This is a genomic window from Cyanobacterium sp. IPPAS B-1200 (genome assembly GCF_001747005.2).
Lineage (GTDB): Bacteria > Cyanobacteriota > Cyanobacteriia > Cyanobacteriales > Cyanobacteriaceae > Cyanobacterium.
The window spans coordinates 157,661-174,489 of the sequence record NZ_CP182899.1; the positions used below are offsets into that span (position 1 = coordinate 157,661).

The window sequence follows — 16,829 nt, forward strand, 5'->3', positions numbered from 1 at the left end:
TGGTTGGTAGTCCTAATCAAATCTTAGCAACAAAGCCCCCGTTATTCCCACTTCAGCACAGCTTTTTCTATTCCTTCCTCTCGTCTGACTTTGCTATCTTTTTCCATCCAAGCAATAATTTGTTGTGGGGTTAAATCATTTATGTCCATTTGTAAATCTTCAGCAATCACCTTCAATAACCTTAAGGAAGAAATAGTTAAACGAGTCAAGAATTTTTCCTGAGAAGTTAACAAAGCCATTTCCACCGCCATAGATTCTTCTTGGCTTAAATACTGTTGATTATTAATCATTTAAAACACCTGAATTTATTCCTTTCCCTTCATCTTAAAAGAATCAGGAAACAAATCACTATCCATTCGTTATTAAATAACCACAACGATGTTCCCCATCATAAATCCAGTTAGTTCTTTCTACCTTACAATCAGGAAAAAGAGAAGCAAACATCTCTAACTCATGACCACAAACTTGAGGATAAGATTGAGCAACATCAGAAATAGCACAATTATGCTCACTTAAAAAAAACTTCTCGCAGTCCGTATCATTCAAACAATATAACTCCGCCATATATCCTTCTCGACGACGCATTTCGGCCAATTGTTGAATTCTTTGCTCTAGGTTTTTACCCTTCATATACTGACGATACAAAGAGGCTTTTTTTTGCCATTGTTTTGCCAAAATTTCGGTAACTTTTTTTTCACCCACGGTTTCCGCCATGGTATCTAAGAAAGAAACGGCAAAATCACCGTAATTTTGCGGAAAAAGATCTCGCCCTTGCTGACTAAGATAATATGAATGTTGGGGGCGCCCTGATTTTAGGGGCATTATTTCATAGTCAATCAAGTTTTGACTTTCTAAGTCTTTGAGATGGCGCCGAATGGCTTGGGGGCTAATATCTATGGCTTTGGCTATTTCTTGAGCCGTGGCTTTATTATTTTTTAAGAGATATTGTAAAATACTCTCTTTACTGGATTGATGCAGGGAAATGTTCATTGTCTCCCTCTGTATTAATTATTTACTTTATTATTACTTGTATAACTTATCATTTATTAAAACAACTTTTTTGTTGTTTTATTTTTAGTGTAACAAATTTTTGAGGGTTGATAGCTATGAGTTCTCTTTCTATTAGCGTGGTTATTTGTACTTATAATCGAGAAGCATATTTAAAACTTGCATTGGATAGCCTCTTAAAACAAGATATAAAAGACTATCAAATAGTAGTGGTTGATAATGCTTCCACTGATGGTACAGCGGCAATAGTTCAAGAATTATTACAAGATAATGCCCAGTTATCATATGTATATGAGCCACAATTAGGATTATCCGTGGCGAGAAACACTGGTGTAAAATCAACCAATGGCGACATTGTTGCATATTTGGATGATGACGCGATTGCACCTCCCCATTGGCTTAGAACTCTTTTAGAAGTGTATGAAAATGATTCTCAAGTGGCGATCGCCGGGGGTAAAGTCAATCTCATCTTGCCTGAAGGGGTATCACACTTGCCTTCATGGTTATCAGATGACATGGCTATCGCTTTGGGATTTTATGACTTAGGGAATGAAGTTAAGCAAATCAATGATGCTGGTTTAACTCCAAGAGGATTAAACTATTCTTTCCGTAGAAGTTTTTGGGAAGAAGTGGGGGGATTTGATGTAAAGTTTGATCGAGTCGGAAATAATTTATTATCTAACGGTGATCTTGTATTTACAGAAATAGCCATTAAAAATGGTAAAAAAGTGCTGTACATACCTATGGCAGAAGTTGGACATAATGTACAACCAGAAAGGTTAACCAAGAATTGGTTTTTACGTCGTAGCTGGTGGCAGGGAGTGAGCGAATACTATCGAGCGAAGGATAAGAATACTAAAAAATCCAAGCAGTTTTTCAAGGCATCTGAGAGGATTGCTCGAGGGGTTTATAAGAGTATAAAATATTATCAAAATCCTGCCGTACGTTTTGAAAATGTACTTTATGCCTATGGACAATTTGGTTATTTAAAACATTTAATAACTAAGTGAAATTGAATAATATTTGGTTGATTGCATATGGAATGATTAAAAAATAGAAGGATGAAAGACATAGAGTAAGTAATATAAAATCAGTGAAGGATTAATTGCTAATTATTAATTGTTATGATGGTGAAAGTTTTTATTTTCTTTTGGTCATGAACTTTCAAGTATGAAGAAATACCGTTGGTTAGTTGTTGCTATTGCTTTAATTTCGATCTTCTGTCAAATGATTTTTTCTACTCCTGCACTAGGGGCTAATGATGCTTATTGTAGATTTAATCAAAGTGAGGTAAACCTCAAAACTGAATTGAGAAATCAGGCTTTTGGCAGCAATAATACTCAGGCCCAAAGAGAATATCAACAGGTTATTCAACGACACTCTCAAATGTTGCGGGATTGTCGTAATAGAAATTGGTTGAAGGAGCAGGGGATTTGGTTGCGGATTTACCCCTGTGATGTGTTGGATGGCTCGGTGGAGAAAGTTTTGGATCAAATTGTCAATTTGGGTTACAACACCGTATATTTAGAAGTTTTTTTTGATGGTCGGGTATTATTACCGAAAAATGGTAATAACACTGTTTGGAGAAGTGTCATTGAGCAACCAGGTTATGAAAATAGAGATTTATATGCGGAAACTTTGGAAAAAGGGCGATCGCGCGGGTTAAAGATGTATGCCTGGTTATTTTCTCTCAATTATGGTTATTCTTATAGTATTAGAAGCGATCGCCAAAATGTTTTAGCATTGAATGGTAAGGGAGAAAATAGTATCGGTTATGTAGATGATCTTTCTCAAACCTTTGTAGATCCCTATAATCCACTGGCTAGACAAGATTATCAACGTTTGCTTCAAGCCGTATTACAAAGGCGCCCTGATGGAGTTTTATTTGATTATATCCGTTATCCTAGGGGCAGTGGTACTTATTCAGTAGCCTCCAAAGTCAAAGATTTATGGATTTATGGCAATGCTTCCCGTCAAGCACTCTTGGCAAGGGCTGTAAACAATCAGGGTAGGTGGATTTTACAGAAATACATCGATCAGGGTTTTATTAATGGCAATGACATAGAACAAATGCGGCAACTTTTCCCCAATGAAACCATGCCCCTCTGGCAGGGAAGAAATCCAAATTCCGCCAATAATTTATCAGCCTTACAGCTTGATTTATGGTATTTTACCGTTGCCCATGCAGCCCAAGGGGTAATCGACTTCCTCAACTTTGCAGTGAATCAGGTACAACAAATGGGTATTTCTTCCGGGGCTGTGTTTTTCCCCGAAGGTAATCAACCCGTAGGAGAAATCGGTTTTGATTCTCGGGTACAACCTTGGGATAATTTTTCTCACCGTTTACCAGAGTTTCATCCCATGTCCTATGCCCTTTGTGGTAATGCCAGTTGTATTACTCAACAGATACAAAGGGTTGTGGATGAGATACCTAATGTCAATAATGTTAAGCCAGTCTTGGCAGGTTTTTGGGGCAGAAGTGAGGGGCAACGTCCTTCCTTAGAAATACAAATGGAAGGCATTAGACGGGCAAATAGAGGTATTACTTCTATTAGTCACTTTGCCTATTCTTGGCTTGAACCTGAGCATACCAGAGAGCGCCGCCGTAGTTGTAATTTCAATTAATTAAAGTCCGCTGAAAAAGTCTTCTACTTAATAAATTTATTGCGAAATACAAAGTATAGATGAGTAGTTTGCTGATAACCTGGGCTTAGTATCATTGACTTTCACTTTTCTAACTACCCATAAAGCATTAATAGATTTTCCCCAAACAAAAAAACTGTAAGTTAAACTAAAAGATGCAATATATTTTCCGTTAATTTTAAATATGAGTGCTCCATCGCCAAAACCAGAAACCAATAAAGCTGTTAAAAAAGAAGAAAATCCTATCATAGAAATAGTCAAGACAGTTGTAATGGCTGGTATTCTATCTTTTGGCATTCGTACTTTTGTCGCAGAAGCTAGATACATTCCTTCTTCTTCTATGGAACCTACTCTACAAATTAATGATAGATTAATTATCGAAAAAATGACCTATCGTTTTCGGCAGCCAGAGAGAGGAGAAATAATTGTTTTTGATGCCACCGAAGCTATTCAGCAGTTGGGTTGGAATGGGGCTTTTATTAAGAGAGTAATTGGCTTACCAGGGGATGAGGTTATGGTGAGAAATGGCGATGTACAAGTTAATGGTCAAATTTTAAAAGAGCCTTATATCAAGGATGCCCCTAAATATGATTTTGGGCCTGTGGTAGTGCCTGAAAATAGCTATTTGGTATTGGGAGATAACCGTAATAATAGCTCTGATTCCCATGTTTGGGGCTATGTACCAGATGAAAATATTATTGGGAGAGCTACAGTACGTTTTTGGCCTTTTAATCGTCTGGGGGGTATCGATGAAAATTCTGCCCTTGCGGATACTTTAATCGAATCTCCTCAATAATATTTAGGGTGCGCTAAAAAAGCAAAGTGCGGAGGATGGGTTAGAGGCTATATTTAAATGTCGATTGATTGTTGTCCTATCTGTAATACCAAATCCGATTTGTAAGGTTTACTATTATCCACCGTGTAACAATTGATAATAAACAATTATTATCTTTTGCCTGTTCCCCGTTCCCTGTTCTCCACCCTAATTAGTATATTATTGAAACAAGATTTAGTATGATTTTGTACTTTTGACTGAATTTTTGGCAATTAATGATTTTAATGGTCATTATTTTCTTGTGATGCACCACAATTGATGCAGTAGGACAGGTGTTTATAGGTTAAATTGCCGCAGTTATGACATTCTTGGTATTGATAATATCCACAATGGGGACAATAAAGACTGTCGGGGGGCAACTTTCTGGCACATCGCAGACATTTTGAGTTTTGAATTCTTTTACTCGCTTGGTTTTTTGTGTTGAAGATTAATTTTTGACTTAATTTAATCAGAGCAAAGGTTATTAAGGGAATTATGAAGATGTAAAGGTAGGCTAAAACAAATAGTAGTCCAGTAAACAATACGGCGACTATATCCGCAAAAACCGATAGTAGGGCGCCAACTTGTAAAAATTGGAATATCTTGGCGATTAAAGGGATGGAAAAAATAACTAATAAATGCCATGTGATTAGGGCTAGTTGTCCATTTCCGTCTTTGTCTGCTTTGATATGTAACCAAGTGGCGATCGCAATTAGAGGAGCTAAAAATAAAACCTGGAAGATAATTTGAATACTAGGATACCAAAAGGAAGCTCTCTCAAAACTGTTTTCTACATTAGTAAACTCGTCATCAGAATTAAGTAAACTTAAGAATTGCTCAACGGGAGTTAAAACCAAAATTTCTTCCTTAAGGGTGTTTATCTCCCCATTAAGAGTTTGTATTCTGGCATTATTTTCGTCTAAGGTTTCTTTGGCCTCCCTAGCCCGTAACTCATTGATAGATAACTCCCCTGGTTGCCCTGCAATTTCTTCTAATAAACTAGAATCATATTGTTCTCTGATTCTTACATTTTCGGCTTGAATGGTAGAGATAGTATTTTCTTTGTTATTAATGGTTTCTACTCTAGTCTTAAATTCGGGTATTTGTAACTCATCAAAAGATGAAGCATAACCATAGCACACAGTTGAAACACTCCCCAAATGTCCATCTTCTAAGTTTTGATAATTTTCTCGCAGAGTCCAATCCGCATTGTATAGATAACTATGGACAGTCCCCGTAAAAAAAGCATAATCTTTATTTTCACTGGTATCATTGCGATAATCTCGCCACGGAGAATAACAAGGATGACTATTAGAAGGGCTAATATACCAGTTACCAATATCGTCTAAACCGATAAAAACATTACTAAGAATAAATAAATCCATAATAATAATCAGAATTAAACTTACTTTATTGATCGGCTCATCATCAATTTTTCTGGATTTTCTAAAAAAAAATCTAACAAATCTTTTTAACTTTTGCCACATATATTTATACTTTATTAGTTATTTTTGTTGTTTTTTATTATTGGTATATATTTTGTCTCATTAGACTTAATTAAGTTTGATTTAAGGAATCTGCCCATATTTATGTTGTGATATATGTCAAGAATATATCTATTATCATTATTTGCTTGTTACAATTGAGGCGATATATTATTTTAGTTCGCAAAATTTAACAATAGTGTTATATCGTAATTGGTTATTGTCTGTTTTAGTGCTTTTAGGAGTAACTTTTAACCCCGGGAGGGTAAAGGCTCAAGCTGTGATTCCCTATAGTCCAGATGTAGATTCTGAGGTTCTTGCCCCCTATGGCTCTCAGTTGTTACAGGATGCGGTGCAATTGATTCGTTTTCAGGAGTATGATTTGGCTTTGTCGAGGGCAAAGTTAGCGGCTCGTTTAGTGCCTAATCAGTATGAAACTTGGTTTATTTTGGGTACTTTACACCTTCAACAAGGACATTCTCAGGCTGGAGTTGATGCTTTTGTGAAAGCGAGGGAGTTGGCACCTGATGAGGCAGAGGTTTTGTTTGCTTTGGGTAATTCTTATTTTCAGCTAGGTGATTATGAATCCGCTGTTACTACCCTTCAGGATGGTTTAGCCCTTGACAGTGGTAATACTCAAGTATTTTTTGATCTTGGTAATTCCTATTTACAGTTACAACAATTTCCTGATGCGATCGCATCTTATCAAAAATCTTTCGAGCTTGATGAAGAATTTTGGCCAGCGAAGAATAATATTGGCTTAGCGGAATACGAAGCAGGAAATAAGGACAGGGCGATCGCCCTTTGGCGTGATACCCTTGCCATAGATGAATCTCAGGCCGAACCTACCCTTGCCATTGCCGTGGCTTTGTATAATCAAGGACAACAAGGGGAAGCCATTCGTATGGTCACTCAAGCCTTAAGATTAGATGGAAAATACGGTAATCTTGACTATTTAATTATGAATTTATGGGGTGAAAATCTCATGGCTGATACTAAAGTGTTTTTTGAAAATCCCACGGTGAAAAGGATAGTAGAAGACAATTTAGTACCTTTAGAAGAATAAGCTAAAAAATTATTTTCCTAAAATTCTAAATCTTAAAAGACTATCTGTTATAAATTAGCACTTAGCGATTAATGGTTAGCTCCTCAACATGAGAGACAATTTCTTTCTCTGACTTATTCTTTTTAGCGACAGACCATTGACCATGGATACTAACAAAATAAGGAACAGAGTAACTTAAAATTCCGCTCAACCACCGTTGGGGGGTCATTTTTCCTTGGGTTAAGGCCGCACCGTGATTAATTAGAAAAATAACAGTACCAACAAATAGAGCCACTTTAAAACCCTTTTTCGCATATTTGGGGGTAACTAAATATTGCCCATAACTGGTTAAACTATTATTCATCGTTAAAGAAAAAAATTATATTTTTATAGATGGCTAAAAGTAATTCTATGGTAATTAGAGTCCCTGCAACCACTGCAAATATTGGTCCGGGGTTTGATTGTTTGGGGGCGGCCTTAAGTCTTTATAACGAATTTGAATTTACCCGAAGCTCTAACGGTACTTCCTTCAAGGTTTCTGGCATGGAAGGAGAAAAAATTAGTCTTGGGGAAGATAATTTGTTATACCAATCTTTTGTCAAGGTTTACGAACATATTGGGGAAGAAATTCCCCCTGTAAATATCAATATAAAAGTGGGTGTACCCCTTGCTAGAGGATTGGGAAGTTCTGCCACTGCCATTGTGGGGGGATTATTAGGGGCTAATTATTTTGCTCAAAAGCCTTTATCTTCTTCAGAGTTAATGCACTTGGCGATCGCCATTGAAGGTCATCCTGATAATGTAATTCCAGCATTTATGGGAAACTGTATCCTTTCGGTGGGTAATGGAGATAGTTGGCATTTTGTACCTATCCCAGTTAATGATGACATTGCCTTTGTGTTGGGCATTCCCGATTTTGAGTTATCTACCGAAGAAGCGAGGGGGGTTTTACCCAAAAGTTTAAGTTATGGGGATGCGGTATTTAATATTGGTCATTTAGGTTTACTTTTGAGGGGTTTGGAAACGGGTAATGGTGCATGGTTATCTGAAGCCTTACAGGATAAATTACACCAGCCCTATCGCCGTAGTTTAATAAACGGTTATGGTGAAGTAGAACAGGCGGTATTAAGCCATGGTGGTTATGGTATGGTGATTAGTGGGGCGGGACCTACATTATTGGCTTTGTGTCCCCAGAATGAAGCTCAGGGGGTGGCTGAAGCCATGGAAAAGGCTTGGTTACAAGTTGGGATAACAGCTAAAGTGCGATCGCTCTTAATTGACACAAAAGGAGCGGAAGTAATTGAGAATTGACAATTAAAAATTCTTCGTTGTTAACACTATTCCCCGTCAAAACTAAAACGTTTATTGATCCAAACCAAATCGATATGACACAAGAAAATAATCCCCAATTACCACCTACCACAGATATTGAGGTTGATCACAGTTTGAGGGCGACCATCGAAAAATGGTTTGAATATCCCATCACCGTCCATCCTCACCACACCGACTATGCAGGAATAGTATGGCACGGCAATTACATCCCTTGGCTAGAAGAAGCCAGAATTGAATATCTGCGTAGCATTGGCATCGAATACGCCGATTTAGTCAGTGCTGGTTGTGAATTACCCGTGGTGGAAATTAATCTTCGCTATCATCAACCCCTAAAAATGGGAGAAAGTGCGATCGTCAAAACCCGTGTCAACGAAATCCAAAAAGTGAGAATGCACTGGGATTATGAAATAGTTTCCTTCTCCTCTCAGAATCTTTACCTTTCAGGTAGAGTCACCCTCGTGGGCATAGATACCCAAAAAGGCAAGGTTTTGAGGCAACTACCCCCCATATTACAACAAGCCTTAGTCAAGATGTCATGACCATTTTTCTGGGATTGAGTGTAACAATTCTTTACGTTTATTCAGTTCCGTAGCCCTTGTCGATTATGCTATTGATTGAAGAAAAAATATTTTAAAATACAAAAAATACGGAGGTAAAATCCTTGACTCTTCCTCTTCTTAATTACACTCCCAGCTCTCAGAATTCTCGTGTAGAAGGATTCGAGGTTGGCGGAGATGAGCAACCAAAAATCTATAATGCGGAAAACTTACTTTTCGCATCCGACATGGACAACCTCATTGAGGCTGCCTATCGTCAAATTTTCTTTCATGCCTTCAAATCTGACCGTGAAGTCGCCCTAGAATCTCAACTACGTAATCGCCAAATCACCGTTCGTGATTTCATTCGTGGCTTATTATTATCAGAAACTTTTAGAAACAGTTTTTACGAAAAAAATAGTAACTATCGCTTTGTAGAGCATTGCGTACAAAAGGTTTTAGGTCGTGATGTCTTTAACGAAAGAGAAAAGATTGCTTGGTCTATCGTCATTGCCACCAAAGGTTACAAAGGATTCATCGATGAGTTATTAAACTCCGACGAATATCTTGAAAGTTTTGGTTATGACATCGTACCCTATCAACGTCGTCGTAACTTACCTTCCCGTGAACTAGGTGAAAGACCTTTCAACATCAAATCTCCTCGTTACAACGAGTATCATCGCAATCAGCTTGGTTTCCCTCAAGTTATTTGGCAAAATCAAGTTCGTCGTTTTACTCCCCAAGAAAAACAAGTCAAAGCAGGAGATCCCTCTGGTTATCTCAATCTAGCTCGTAGCATTGGTAGTAAGCCTACTCCTGCTCCCCGTGTATCGGCTATGAATATCAGCTTAGACAGAGTTCCTTATCGTAAATCATAAGGTGATCTGCCCTCGATTAAAATGACAAGCAATGGGGTTTTGCCCCGTTGCCTTTTTTTTTAATAAAGCTCGTACTTCAACAGAGTACAAGGAATTCCCCCGTTATCCACAGGAATCCGTTGAGAAGTCCTTAGACCAATTTTCTTAGTTAGTTCTTTATTTCCACTGAGAATATAACCAGTCCATCCCTTAAATCTTTGCTTGAGAACATCCCCCAACAATTTATAAAGGGGAAATAACTGCTCTGTTTCTGACAGTCTTTTACCATAGGGAGGATTACAAATGAGGACACCATGATCCGCAGGGGCTTCCACATCAATCAACCTTTGATGATAAAACTTCACCTTATCGGCAAATCCACAGGCACGAGCATTACTTCTGGCTTGGATAATCACATCTTCCTCCGCATCACTGCCCGTAATTATGGGCATAGTATCTTTTTCACTAGCCTCTGCCTCCGCAAACACTTTCTCCCATAAATCAGGGTCAAAATCTGCCCATTTTTGGAAAGCAAAATCCTTTCGATATAGTCCAGGAGCAATGTTCAGAGCCATTAAAGTAGCCTCGATAGGTAAACTACCAGAGCCACAAAGAGGATCTACTAAAGGTAAATCAGGAGTCCAATCGGTCATATATAACAAAGCCGCTGCCAAGGTTTCTTTAAGGGGCGCTCGTCCCATAGCAGGGCGATAACCTCGACGATGGAGGCTTTCTCCAGAACTGTCCAAGCTCAGGGTACATTTATTATGACGAATATGGGCATTGATAATCACGTCTGGATTTTCTGTATCCACATCAGATCTTATGCCGTACTTTTCTTGTTGTTGATCAACGATCGCACTTTTAACCTGTAAAGCAGTAAAATGACTATGATTAAGGCGAGGACTCTTGCCCGTACAATGAACCGCCAAGGTTTGAGAAGGATTAACATAACTAGACCAATCAAAACTTTTTACGCTCTCATAAAGTTGGTCTGAATCACGACTAGGCACTGTTTCTAAGGTTAATAAAACCCGAAATATCGTCCTACTCCATAAATTTACCCGATAAAGTAACTCTGTATCCCCCTCAAAATGAACCCCCGTAAAATCTGTTTCAACATTTGTCCCCCCCAAACTTATAATCTCTTGGGCGGCAATATCTTCCAAACCTCTGCCTACAGTGGCAAAATATTGATAGGTCATTAATAATTAATTATTTTTTACTCTATCTACTAATTATTCACCAAATTAACCGAATAAATCCAGATATAAAAATAATACAAAAAAGGATGCTCCGAAAAGCACCCTTAAATATAGATTCCAAAGAGCAGATTAACGATCCACAGATCCCATAATTACATCAATACTACCGAGAATTGCCATCACATCAGCAACCTTAACCCCTTTTAGTAAATGAGGAAGAATCTGTAAATTATTAAAATCAGGAGCTCTAATTTTCCAACGCCAAGGGAACACATCATTATTACCCACAATAAAGATGCCCAACTCACCCTTGCCACTTTCCATGCGAACATAATGCTCACCTTCAGGAATTTTGAACGTAGGGGCTACCTTTTTCGCAATGTACTGATACTCAAAATCATTCCACTCAGACTTTTTACCCTCAGCCATTCTTTTAGCTTCCAAATTTTCATAAGGGCCACCAGGTAAACCTTTTAGGGCTTGACGAATAATCTTAATAGACTCACGCATTTCCCGAATGCGAATCAAATATCGAGAAAAACAATCCCCAGCAGTTTCCCACTGAACATCCCAATCAAAATCATCATAACATTCGTAGTGGTCAACCTTTCTAAGATCCCACTTTACCCCAGAACCACGCAACATAGGGCCAGATAAACCCCAGTTAATAGCCTGTTCACGGGTAATAGTACCAATACCCTCAACCCTTTTACGGAAAATAGGATTATTAGTAATTAACTTTTCGTACTCATCAACCTTGGGTAAGAAATAGTCACAAAAATCTTCACACTTATCTACCCAACCATAGGGTAAATCAACCGCTACCCCACCAATGCGGAAATAGTTATTGTTGATTAAGCGCATTCCCGAAGCCGACTCCCATAAATCATAGATCATTTCCCGTTCACGGAAAATATAGAAAAAGGGAGTTTGGGCACCTACATCAGCCAAGAAAGGGCCAAGCCAGAGAAGATGATTAGCGATGCGATTAAGCTCAAGCATAATTACCCTAATATATTGAGCCCTTTTCGGAACATCAATATCTGCCAACTTTTCAGGAGCATTAACCGTAATAGCCTCATTAAACATTCCTGCTGCATAATCCCAACGGCTAACGTAGGGGACATACATTACATTGGTACGGCTTTCCGCAATCTTTTCCATACCTCGGTGTAAATAACCGATGACAGGCTCACAATCGACTACGTCTTCACCATCGAGGGTAAGAATTAACCTTAACACCCCGTGCATGGAGGGGTGATGGGGTCCCATGTTTAATACCATGGGTTCTGTTCTAGTTTCAATTTTAGGCATATAGCAAATTTATATTTTGTTAATATTTCAACCTGTGAAACAATTTAGTGGAGAAATTCGACAATGATTTAGTCTCTAATCTCTATTATTAATTATTATTCTTATATTTTATAGGTTATTAGCCTTTTGTTTCCCATGGGGTTAGGTAAATACATCTTTACTTTTCTTAATAAATAACATAACATGTAAATCTAAGTTACAATCAGTTACTTAACTTTAATAAAATCAACAATAATAAACTTTTTATAATTATGGCTACTCAATCTCAATCTAAAGACTCTAAAATAGAACAGTTACAAAGAGCCTACAACGCTGACCAACAAGTAAAATACATTCACCTAGAAGCCGAAATAGACTTATTGTTACATCAAGTTCAAGCCCAACAAAATAAAATCAAATAGTTCAGAGACTAGCCAAATTTATTATTTGTTAGGAAATTTAACTGTTAATGGTTGACCGTTGAATTTCCCTTTTATCAAAAAAAGCATTTCGGACATCAAATTTTTTTCACAAGTCTAACAAAAGGAGTAGTAGATAAAATTGTTAACCCTTGGTGTAAATATTGACCACGTGGCGACCATTCGCCAAGCTAGACGTACCGTAGAACCTGATCCCATTGGGGCCGCCGTGTTAGCCGAATTAGCAGGGGCTGATGGCATTACAGCGCACCTTAGAGAAGATAGACGACACATTCAAGATCGAGATATTAAGCTACTAAGGCAAATAGTACGCACTCATTTAAATTTAGAAATGGCTCCCACAGAGGAGATGATCAATATTGCCCTAGATATTAAACCTGATTATGTCACTCTTGTACCTGAAAAAAGAGAGGAAGTAACCACGGAAGGGGGTATTGATATTGTAAAAAATTTAAGTCGTTTTACTGATGTGGTTGAGAGGTTACAGGGCGCTGGTATTCCTGTAAGTTGGTTTATTGATGCTGATGAAGCTCAAATAGAGGCATCTTTCAAAACTAAGGCTTTGTTTATTGAGTTGCACACAGGAAAATATGCTGATGCTCCAAATAAGGACATTGAGGGGAAGGAGTTAGAAGCCCTGAAGGTGGGTACAAAACAAGCCCTTGATTTAGGTTTGAGGGTGAATGCTGGTCATGGTTTGACTTATTGGAATGTTTACCCTGTGGCTTGTATTGAGGGCATGGAGGAGTTAAATATTGGTCATAGTATTATTAGCCGTGCTGTTTTGGTTGGTTTAGAAAGGGCTGTAAGGGAGATGAAGTTGGCTATGAGGGGAGAACTTTAATTGATTAGGTTTAGTGAATTGAATTAAATGTTTTAAGCCGTGTATTTGGTTAGGTTACACGGTTTGAATATAAGCATCGGAAAATAGATGTAACTGTGGCTCTTCGCAATATTTTTTAATTACGTTCAAAAAGTGCAAAAGTCTCTATTAATGAGAAGTTACTTTATGTTTTGCTCTACAAAACTAAACATTTTCCTCTGATTCTGAGATAATAACATAAGTAGCAATTTCGCAAGGTTTAATAGATTTGCAATCAATGTCATTGAGGGCATTTTCTAAAATATTGACTTTTTTGTGAACTCTTAAATTTAAAGTGTTTTTTAAGAGAAAATTAGCAGGTTTATTCTCTGCTTCATAACAACGTATAATAATTTGATTATGGTCATCATAACTTTGTTTTAAGGCTGTCAAAATTAAATTATTTGAACCTAAATTTAAAAACTCTTGGGCTGAGGGTAATATATCAGCATTATGCTCATTTTCCTCTAAAACTATTACTTGTAAAGGTACATTTAACTCATAGCCTTTATGAACAGTTTTTGCATCTTGCCAACTATCTTGATGGGGATATATAGCATAGGTAAAGTTATGTATCATCATATCAGAAGTAGGGTCAGGCCATTTAGGACTACGCAACAAACTTAGTCGAATTTGATTTGGTTTAAAATCATGACCGTATTTACAATTGTTTAGTAAACTTACTCCATATTTATCATTGCTTAAGTCAACCCAATGATGGGCGCAAATTTCCCATTTTGCTTTTTGTAATGCAGTTTTTGGTGTGGTAGGATATTCCATCACTGCACAGGGAGTTTCATAATAAGCTTTGGGGCTAGTAAAGTTTAGGGGGAAGTTAACTTTTAAAAGGGTATATTCTTCTCGCCAATCGATGCTATTCTCAACATAAATAATAGGACTATTACAATTTAAGATATATTTCTGAGTGAAGGTTGATTTATTATATTTTTTAACTATTTTTATGGTTTGTCTTAATTTTCCATTTTCTAGCCACTGAATCTCTATTAATTTAGGATTGTTTAGGGGATATTTTTCATAATTAGGGTCAATGTTCCAAGCATCCCAATATTGACCATTGTCTTGAAATAGTTGTAATTCATTCCCTTGACCATTAATTATTTCTTTGCCTATGTTGTAATCATAAATGCTGATTAAGTTTCCTGTTTTAGGATCAATTTTTGCTTTTATAAATTCATTTTGTAAAATAAATTCGGTTTCTAATTTTAAAGGTTTTAATTTATCTATTTCTTGGGCAGGAGTTAATATTAATTGAGTATAGCCAACGCCATAAATATTATTAACAAAAACTAATAGCTTATTCTCTTCAGAAATTTGAGTTTCTAATATATTACCCTGACAGTCTTTTGCTTGATACTGTTTTCCATCAACATCTATCTCCACTATTTCTGAGCGTTTCCAATTTAAGCTATTGAAAATTATTACTCTTTTTGCTCCTTTTGGTAACTCTTTTTCTGTATTATCAATATTAAAGGCGATCGCCTTTAAACAATCTTGTAAAATTAATTCTCCTTCTTCTATTACCTCTTGCCAAAGTTGATTAGCTTCTGTAAAAACTGGAGTAATAGAAGTACCTGGAAGAATATCATGAAATTGATTTAATAGTACTTTTTGCCATAAATCATCAATTTTAAACTGTATCTCATTAACTTGTTTAACACACATCTGATAGTTATGATTTAAAACATTAATAATTGTAGAGAATAACTCAGCCTGAAAAAGTAACTTCTCACAATATCTATTAAAATATTTTTGATCTCCATGGGTAGTATAACAACCCCGATGTAACTCTAAATAAATATCTTCATTCCATATGGGAATATTACCTTTTGATTTATCCTTAATTTTATCTAAATAATTTTCCGCCTTAGCAAAATTTACCTGCGGAAAAAATGGAGAGTCATCATAACGTTTCACTACATCCAACATATCACGGGTAGGACCTCCCCCATGATCACCCACCCCCGGCAACCAAAAAATGTCCTGTAATCCCGTTTGCTTTTCCCAATCTACACTATAATCACTCATCACCACAGGATTTGTATTCATTACCCCCGCCACATTTGGAGGAGACATGGCCGTAAAAATCCTACTCCCATCAGGAGACTGCCACCAAAAACAACCATGGGGAAACTTATTAGTATCATTCCAGTGTAGCTTTCCTGTTACGAAATAATCAATTTCTCCCAAACTCAGAATCTGAGGCAATTGGGCAGGAAAACCAAAACTATCAGGCAACCATGCCACCCGATTATATTTTGCAAACTTTTCTTGGAAATATTTTTGTCCATATAATACTTGTCTAATTAATGATTCTCCACTAATTAAATTAACTTCTGCCTCTACCCACATTCCCCCTAATATTTCCCAAGTATTATTTTTTACTTTTGCTTGAATTTGAGCAAATAAAGGTTTATTATGATTTTCTATCCATTGATATAGGTATGCAGTGGTATGTCCAAATGTTAATGAAAGACTATCTTTTTGTAAATTTAATGCTGAGTTAAAAGTTCGTTGAGCAACGGTATAAGTTTCATCCATTGTCCATAACCAAGCCATGTCTAAATGGGCATGACCTAATAAATAAAAGTTTCTATTTTTTATATATGCAGATAGAGGTAAAAGTTTATTTCTCAACTCAATTAATGATTGATTAAATGAGTTTTGATTATTAACATTATTCCAGTTAATTAGTTGAATAGCATTCTCTAATTTAATTTTATCTTCGGGGTAAAAGTTATCAATATATTGAGATAAAACGGTTAGTTCATTAGCTACAAAACTAGGATCAATGGTGTTATATTCACTTTCATAAAGACATCGAGAAGACATTAGTCCTCCGATGTCATGATTCGGACTAACTAATTTTAGACTAATGATAAACTCTTCATTTGGTTGACTGTTATTAGTAATTAAAACTCGACTTGATGAGTCAAATAAATCTCCTTCACAGACTAATTTATCATTAATATATATCTCTGCTGATTCTGCCCACCATGTTAATCCAATTCGTAGTGAGAGGTTATCAAGAGGATAGTTATTTAGATGATCTGGAATGGTTATTTTTTGAGCAAACCAACGAATTTTATTACCTTTTTCCCAAACTAAATATTTTTTTTCATTGGCGATCGCCTTTTGCCAATTATTATCTATAGCTAAGGGAGGGGGTAATAATTTTTCGTCTAAAAAATACCAGTGGTTTTGTATGTCTAGTTCAGTTAAAGATTTAAGTTTATTTATAGTTTCTTGTACTAACATTTATAAAAAATATATATTGATATAGACTGATTTA

At 36.6% G+C, this 16,829-nt stretch carries 16 protein-coding genes; 9 read left to right on the forward strand and 7 right to left on the reverse strand.

The annotated features are described in order from the left end of the window. Positions 1 to 41 precede the first annotated feature (41 nt). Positions 42 to 290: a hypothetical protein gene (locus A5482_RS00705; protein ID WP_069789993.1), complete on the reverse strand. Its 249-nt coding sequence runs from the start codon at positions 288 to 290 to the stop codon at positions 42 to 44. Positions 291 to 348: 58 nt separating this feature from the next. Continuing rightward, a complete protein-coding gene (gene sufR, locus A5482_RS00710) occupies positions 349 to 990 on the reverse strand; it encodes an iron-sulfur cluster biosynthesis transcriptional regulator SufR (RefSeq protein ID WP_069789992.1) in 642 nt (213 codons plus the stop codon). A 116-nt stretch (positions 991 to 1,106) separates the two neighbouring features. Here sufR and A5482_RS00715 point away from each other — a divergent pair, with 116 nt between their 5' ends. The 3 genes from A5482_RS00715 (at position 1,107) to lepB (ending at position 4,447) form a co-directional block, all read left to right on the forward strand. Further along, the gene (locus A5482_RS00715; protein ID WP_069789991.1) at positions 1,107 to 2,018 is read left to right on the forward strand and encodes a glycosyltransferase family 2 protein; all 912 of its coding nucleotides are present in this window, start codon (positions 1,107 to 1,109) and stop codon (positions 2,016 to 2,018) included. 160 nt (positions 2,019 to 2,178) lie between these two features. Continuing rightward, positions 2,179 to 3,633: a family 10 glycosylhydrolase gene (locus A5482_RS00720; protein ID WP_069789990.1), complete on the forward strand. Its 1,455-nt coding sequence runs from the start codon at positions 2,179 to 2,181 to the stop codon at positions 3,631 to 3,633. A 202-nt stretch (positions 3,634 to 3,835) separates the two neighbouring features. Next, positions 3,836 to 4,447, forward strand: a complete 612-nt coding sequence (gene lepB / locus A5482_RS00725) for a signal peptidase I (protein ID WP_069789989.1) — start codon at positions 3,836 to 3,838, stop codon at positions 4,445 to 4,447. A 260-nt stretch (positions 4,448 to 4,707) separates the two neighbouring features. On the opposite strand, the gene A5482_RS00730 is transcribed toward lepB, so the two are convergent. Further along, positions 4,708 to 5,850, reverse strand: a complete 1,143-nt coding sequence (locus A5482_RS00730) for a zinc ribbon domain-containing protein (RefSeq protein ID WP_242411903.1) — start codon at positions 5,848 to 5,850, stop codon at positions 4,708 to 4,710. A gap of 298 nt (positions 5,851 to 6,148) precedes the next feature. Here A5482_RS00730 and A5482_RS00735 point away from each other — a divergent pair, with 298 nt between their 5' ends. Further along, positions 6,149 to 7,015, forward strand: coding sequence for a tetratricopeptide repeat protein (locus A5482_RS00735; RefSeq protein WP_069789987.1), 867 nt, complete (start codon positions 6,149 to 6,151; stop codon positions 7,013 to 7,015). Positions 7,016 to 7,076: 61 nt separating this feature from the next. Here the strand turns inward: A5482_RS00735 and nrtS are convergent, their stop codons facing one another. Beyond that, the gene (nrtS, locus tag A5482_RS00740; RefSeq protein WP_069789986.1) at positions 7,077 to 7,358 is read right to left on the reverse strand and encodes a nitrate/nitrite transporter NrtS; all 282 of its coding nucleotides are present in this window, start codon (positions 7,356 to 7,358) and stop codon (positions 7,077 to 7,079) included. Positions 7,359 to 7,387: 29 nt separating this feature from the next. Between nrtS and thrB the strand changes: the two genes are divergently transcribed. The 3 genes from thrB (at position 7,388) to A5482_RS00755 (ending at position 9,740) form a co-directional block, all read left to right on the forward strand. Then, positions 7,388 to 8,305 carry a homoserine kinase gene (gene thrB / locus A5482_RS00745; protein WP_069789985.1) on the forward strand — a complete coding sequence of 306 codons (918 nt, stop codon included), beginning with the start codon at positions 7,388 to 7,390 and terminating at the stop codon, positions 8,303 to 8,305. Between the two features lie 74 nt (positions 8,306 to 8,379). After that, a complete protein-coding gene (locus A5482_RS00750) occupies positions 8,380 to 8,865 on the forward strand; it encodes an acyl-CoA thioesterase (protein WP_069789984.1) in 486 nt (161 codons plus the stop codon). A gap of 122 nt (positions 8,866 to 8,987) precedes the next feature. Then, on the forward strand, positions 8,988 to 9,740 hold the full coding sequence (locus A5482_RS00755; RefSeq protein WP_069789983.1) for a phycobilisome rod-core linker polypeptide: 753 nt from the start codon (positions 8,988 to 8,990) through the stop codon (positions 9,738 to 9,740). Between the two features lie 59 nt (positions 9,741 to 9,799). On the opposite strand, the gene A5482_RS00760 is transcribed toward A5482_RS00755, so the two are convergent. Continuing rightward, a complete protein-coding gene (locus A5482_RS00760) occupies positions 9,800 to 10,924 on the reverse strand; it encodes a THUMP domain-containing class I SAM-dependent RNA methyltransferase (RefSeq protein WP_069789982.1) in 1,125 nt (374 codons plus the stop codon). A gap of 129 nt (positions 10,925 to 11,053) precedes the next feature. Further along, positions 11,054 to 12,238 carry an NAD(P)H-quinone oxidoreductase subunit H gene (locus A5482_RS00765; protein WP_069789981.1) on the reverse strand — a complete coding sequence of 395 codons (1,185 nt, stop codon included), beginning with the start codon at positions 12,236 to 12,238 and terminating at the stop codon, positions 11,054 to 11,056. Between the two features lie 251 nt (positions 12,239 to 12,489). Here A5482_RS00765 and A5482_RS00770 point away from each other — a divergent pair, with 251 nt between their 5' ends. Together A5482_RS00770 and A5482_RS00775 are read left to right on the forward strand one after the other, a co-directional pair. Next, entirely contained in the window at positions 12,490 to 12,639 is a 150-nt protein-coding gene (locus A5482_RS00770; RefSeq protein ID WP_201150042.1) for a hypothetical protein, read from the forward strand. A 139-nt stretch (positions 12,640 to 12,778) separates the two neighbouring features. After that, on the forward strand, positions 12,779 to 13,501 hold the full coding sequence (locus tag A5482_RS00775) for a pyridoxine 5'-phosphate synthase (protein WP_069789980.1): 723 nt from the start codon (positions 12,779 to 12,781) through the stop codon (positions 13,499 to 13,501). A gap of 183 nt (positions 13,502 to 13,684) precedes the next feature. Here A5482_RS00775 and A5482_RS00780 read toward each other — a convergent pair whose 3' ends face one another. Next, positions 13,685 to 16,795 carry an alpha-mannosidase gene (locus A5482_RS00780; RefSeq protein ID WP_069789979.1) on the reverse strand — a complete coding sequence of 1,037 codons (3,111 nt, stop codon included), beginning with the start codon at positions 16,793 to 16,795 and terminating at the stop codon, positions 13,685 to 13,687. Positions 16,796 to 16,829 lie beyond the last annotated feature (34 nt).

What these genes read in the sequence shown, in the direction of transcription:
- A5482_RS00705 (WP_069789993.1), bottom strand. Translation starts at nt 290, where the DNA reads ATGATTAATAATCAACAGTATTTAAGCCAAGAAGAATCTATGGCGGTG.
- A5482_RS00720 (WP_069789990.1), top strand. Translation starts at nt 2,179, where the DNA reads ATGAAGAAATACCGTTGGTTAGTTGTTGCTATTGCTTTAATTTCGATC.
- sufR (WP_069789992.1), bottom strand. Translation starts at nt 990, where the DNA reads ATGAACATTTCCCTGCATCAATCCAGTAAAGAGAGTATTTTACAATAT.
- A5482_RS00715 (WP_069789991.1), top strand. Translation starts at nt 1,107, where the DNA reads ATGAGTTCTCTTTCTATTAGCGTGGTTATTTGTACTTATAATCGAGAA.
- lepB (WP_069789989.1), top strand. Translation starts at nt 3,836, where the DNA reads ATGAGTGCTCCATCGCCAAAACCAGAAACCAATAAAGCTGTTAAAAAA.
- nrtS (WP_069789986.1), bottom strand. Translation starts at nt 7,358, where the DNA reads ATGAATAATAGTTTAACCAGTTATGGGCAATATTTAGTTACCCCCAAA.
- A5482_RS00780 (WP_069789979.1), bottom strand. Translation starts at nt 16,795, where the DNA reads ATGTTAGTACAAGAAACTATAAATAAACTTAAATCTTTAACTGAACTA.
- thrB (WP_069789985.1), top strand. Translation starts at nt 7,388, where the DNA reads ATGGCTAAAAGTAATTCTATGGTAATTAGAGTCCCTGCAACCACTGCA.
- A5482_RS00750 (WP_069789984.1), top strand. Translation starts at nt 8,380, where the DNA reads ATGACACAAGAAAATAATCCCCAATTACCACCTACCACAGATATTGAG.
- A5482_RS00760 (WP_069789982.1), bottom strand. Translation starts at nt 10,924, where the DNA reads ATGACCTATCAATATTTTGCCACTGTAGGCAGAGGTTTGGAAGATATT.
- A5482_RS00770 (WP_201150042.1), top strand. Translation starts at nt 12,490, where the DNA reads ATGGCTACTCAATCTCAATCTAAAGACTCTAAAATAGAACAGTTACAA.
- A5482_RS00765 (WP_069789981.1), bottom strand. Translation starts at nt 12,238, where the DNA reads ATGCCTAAAATTGAAACTAGAACAGAACCCATGGTATTAAACATGGGA.
- A5482_RS00730 (WP_242411903.1), bottom strand. Translation starts at nt 5,850, where the DNA reads ATGGATTTATTTATTCTTAGTAATGTTTTTATCGGTTTAGACGATATT.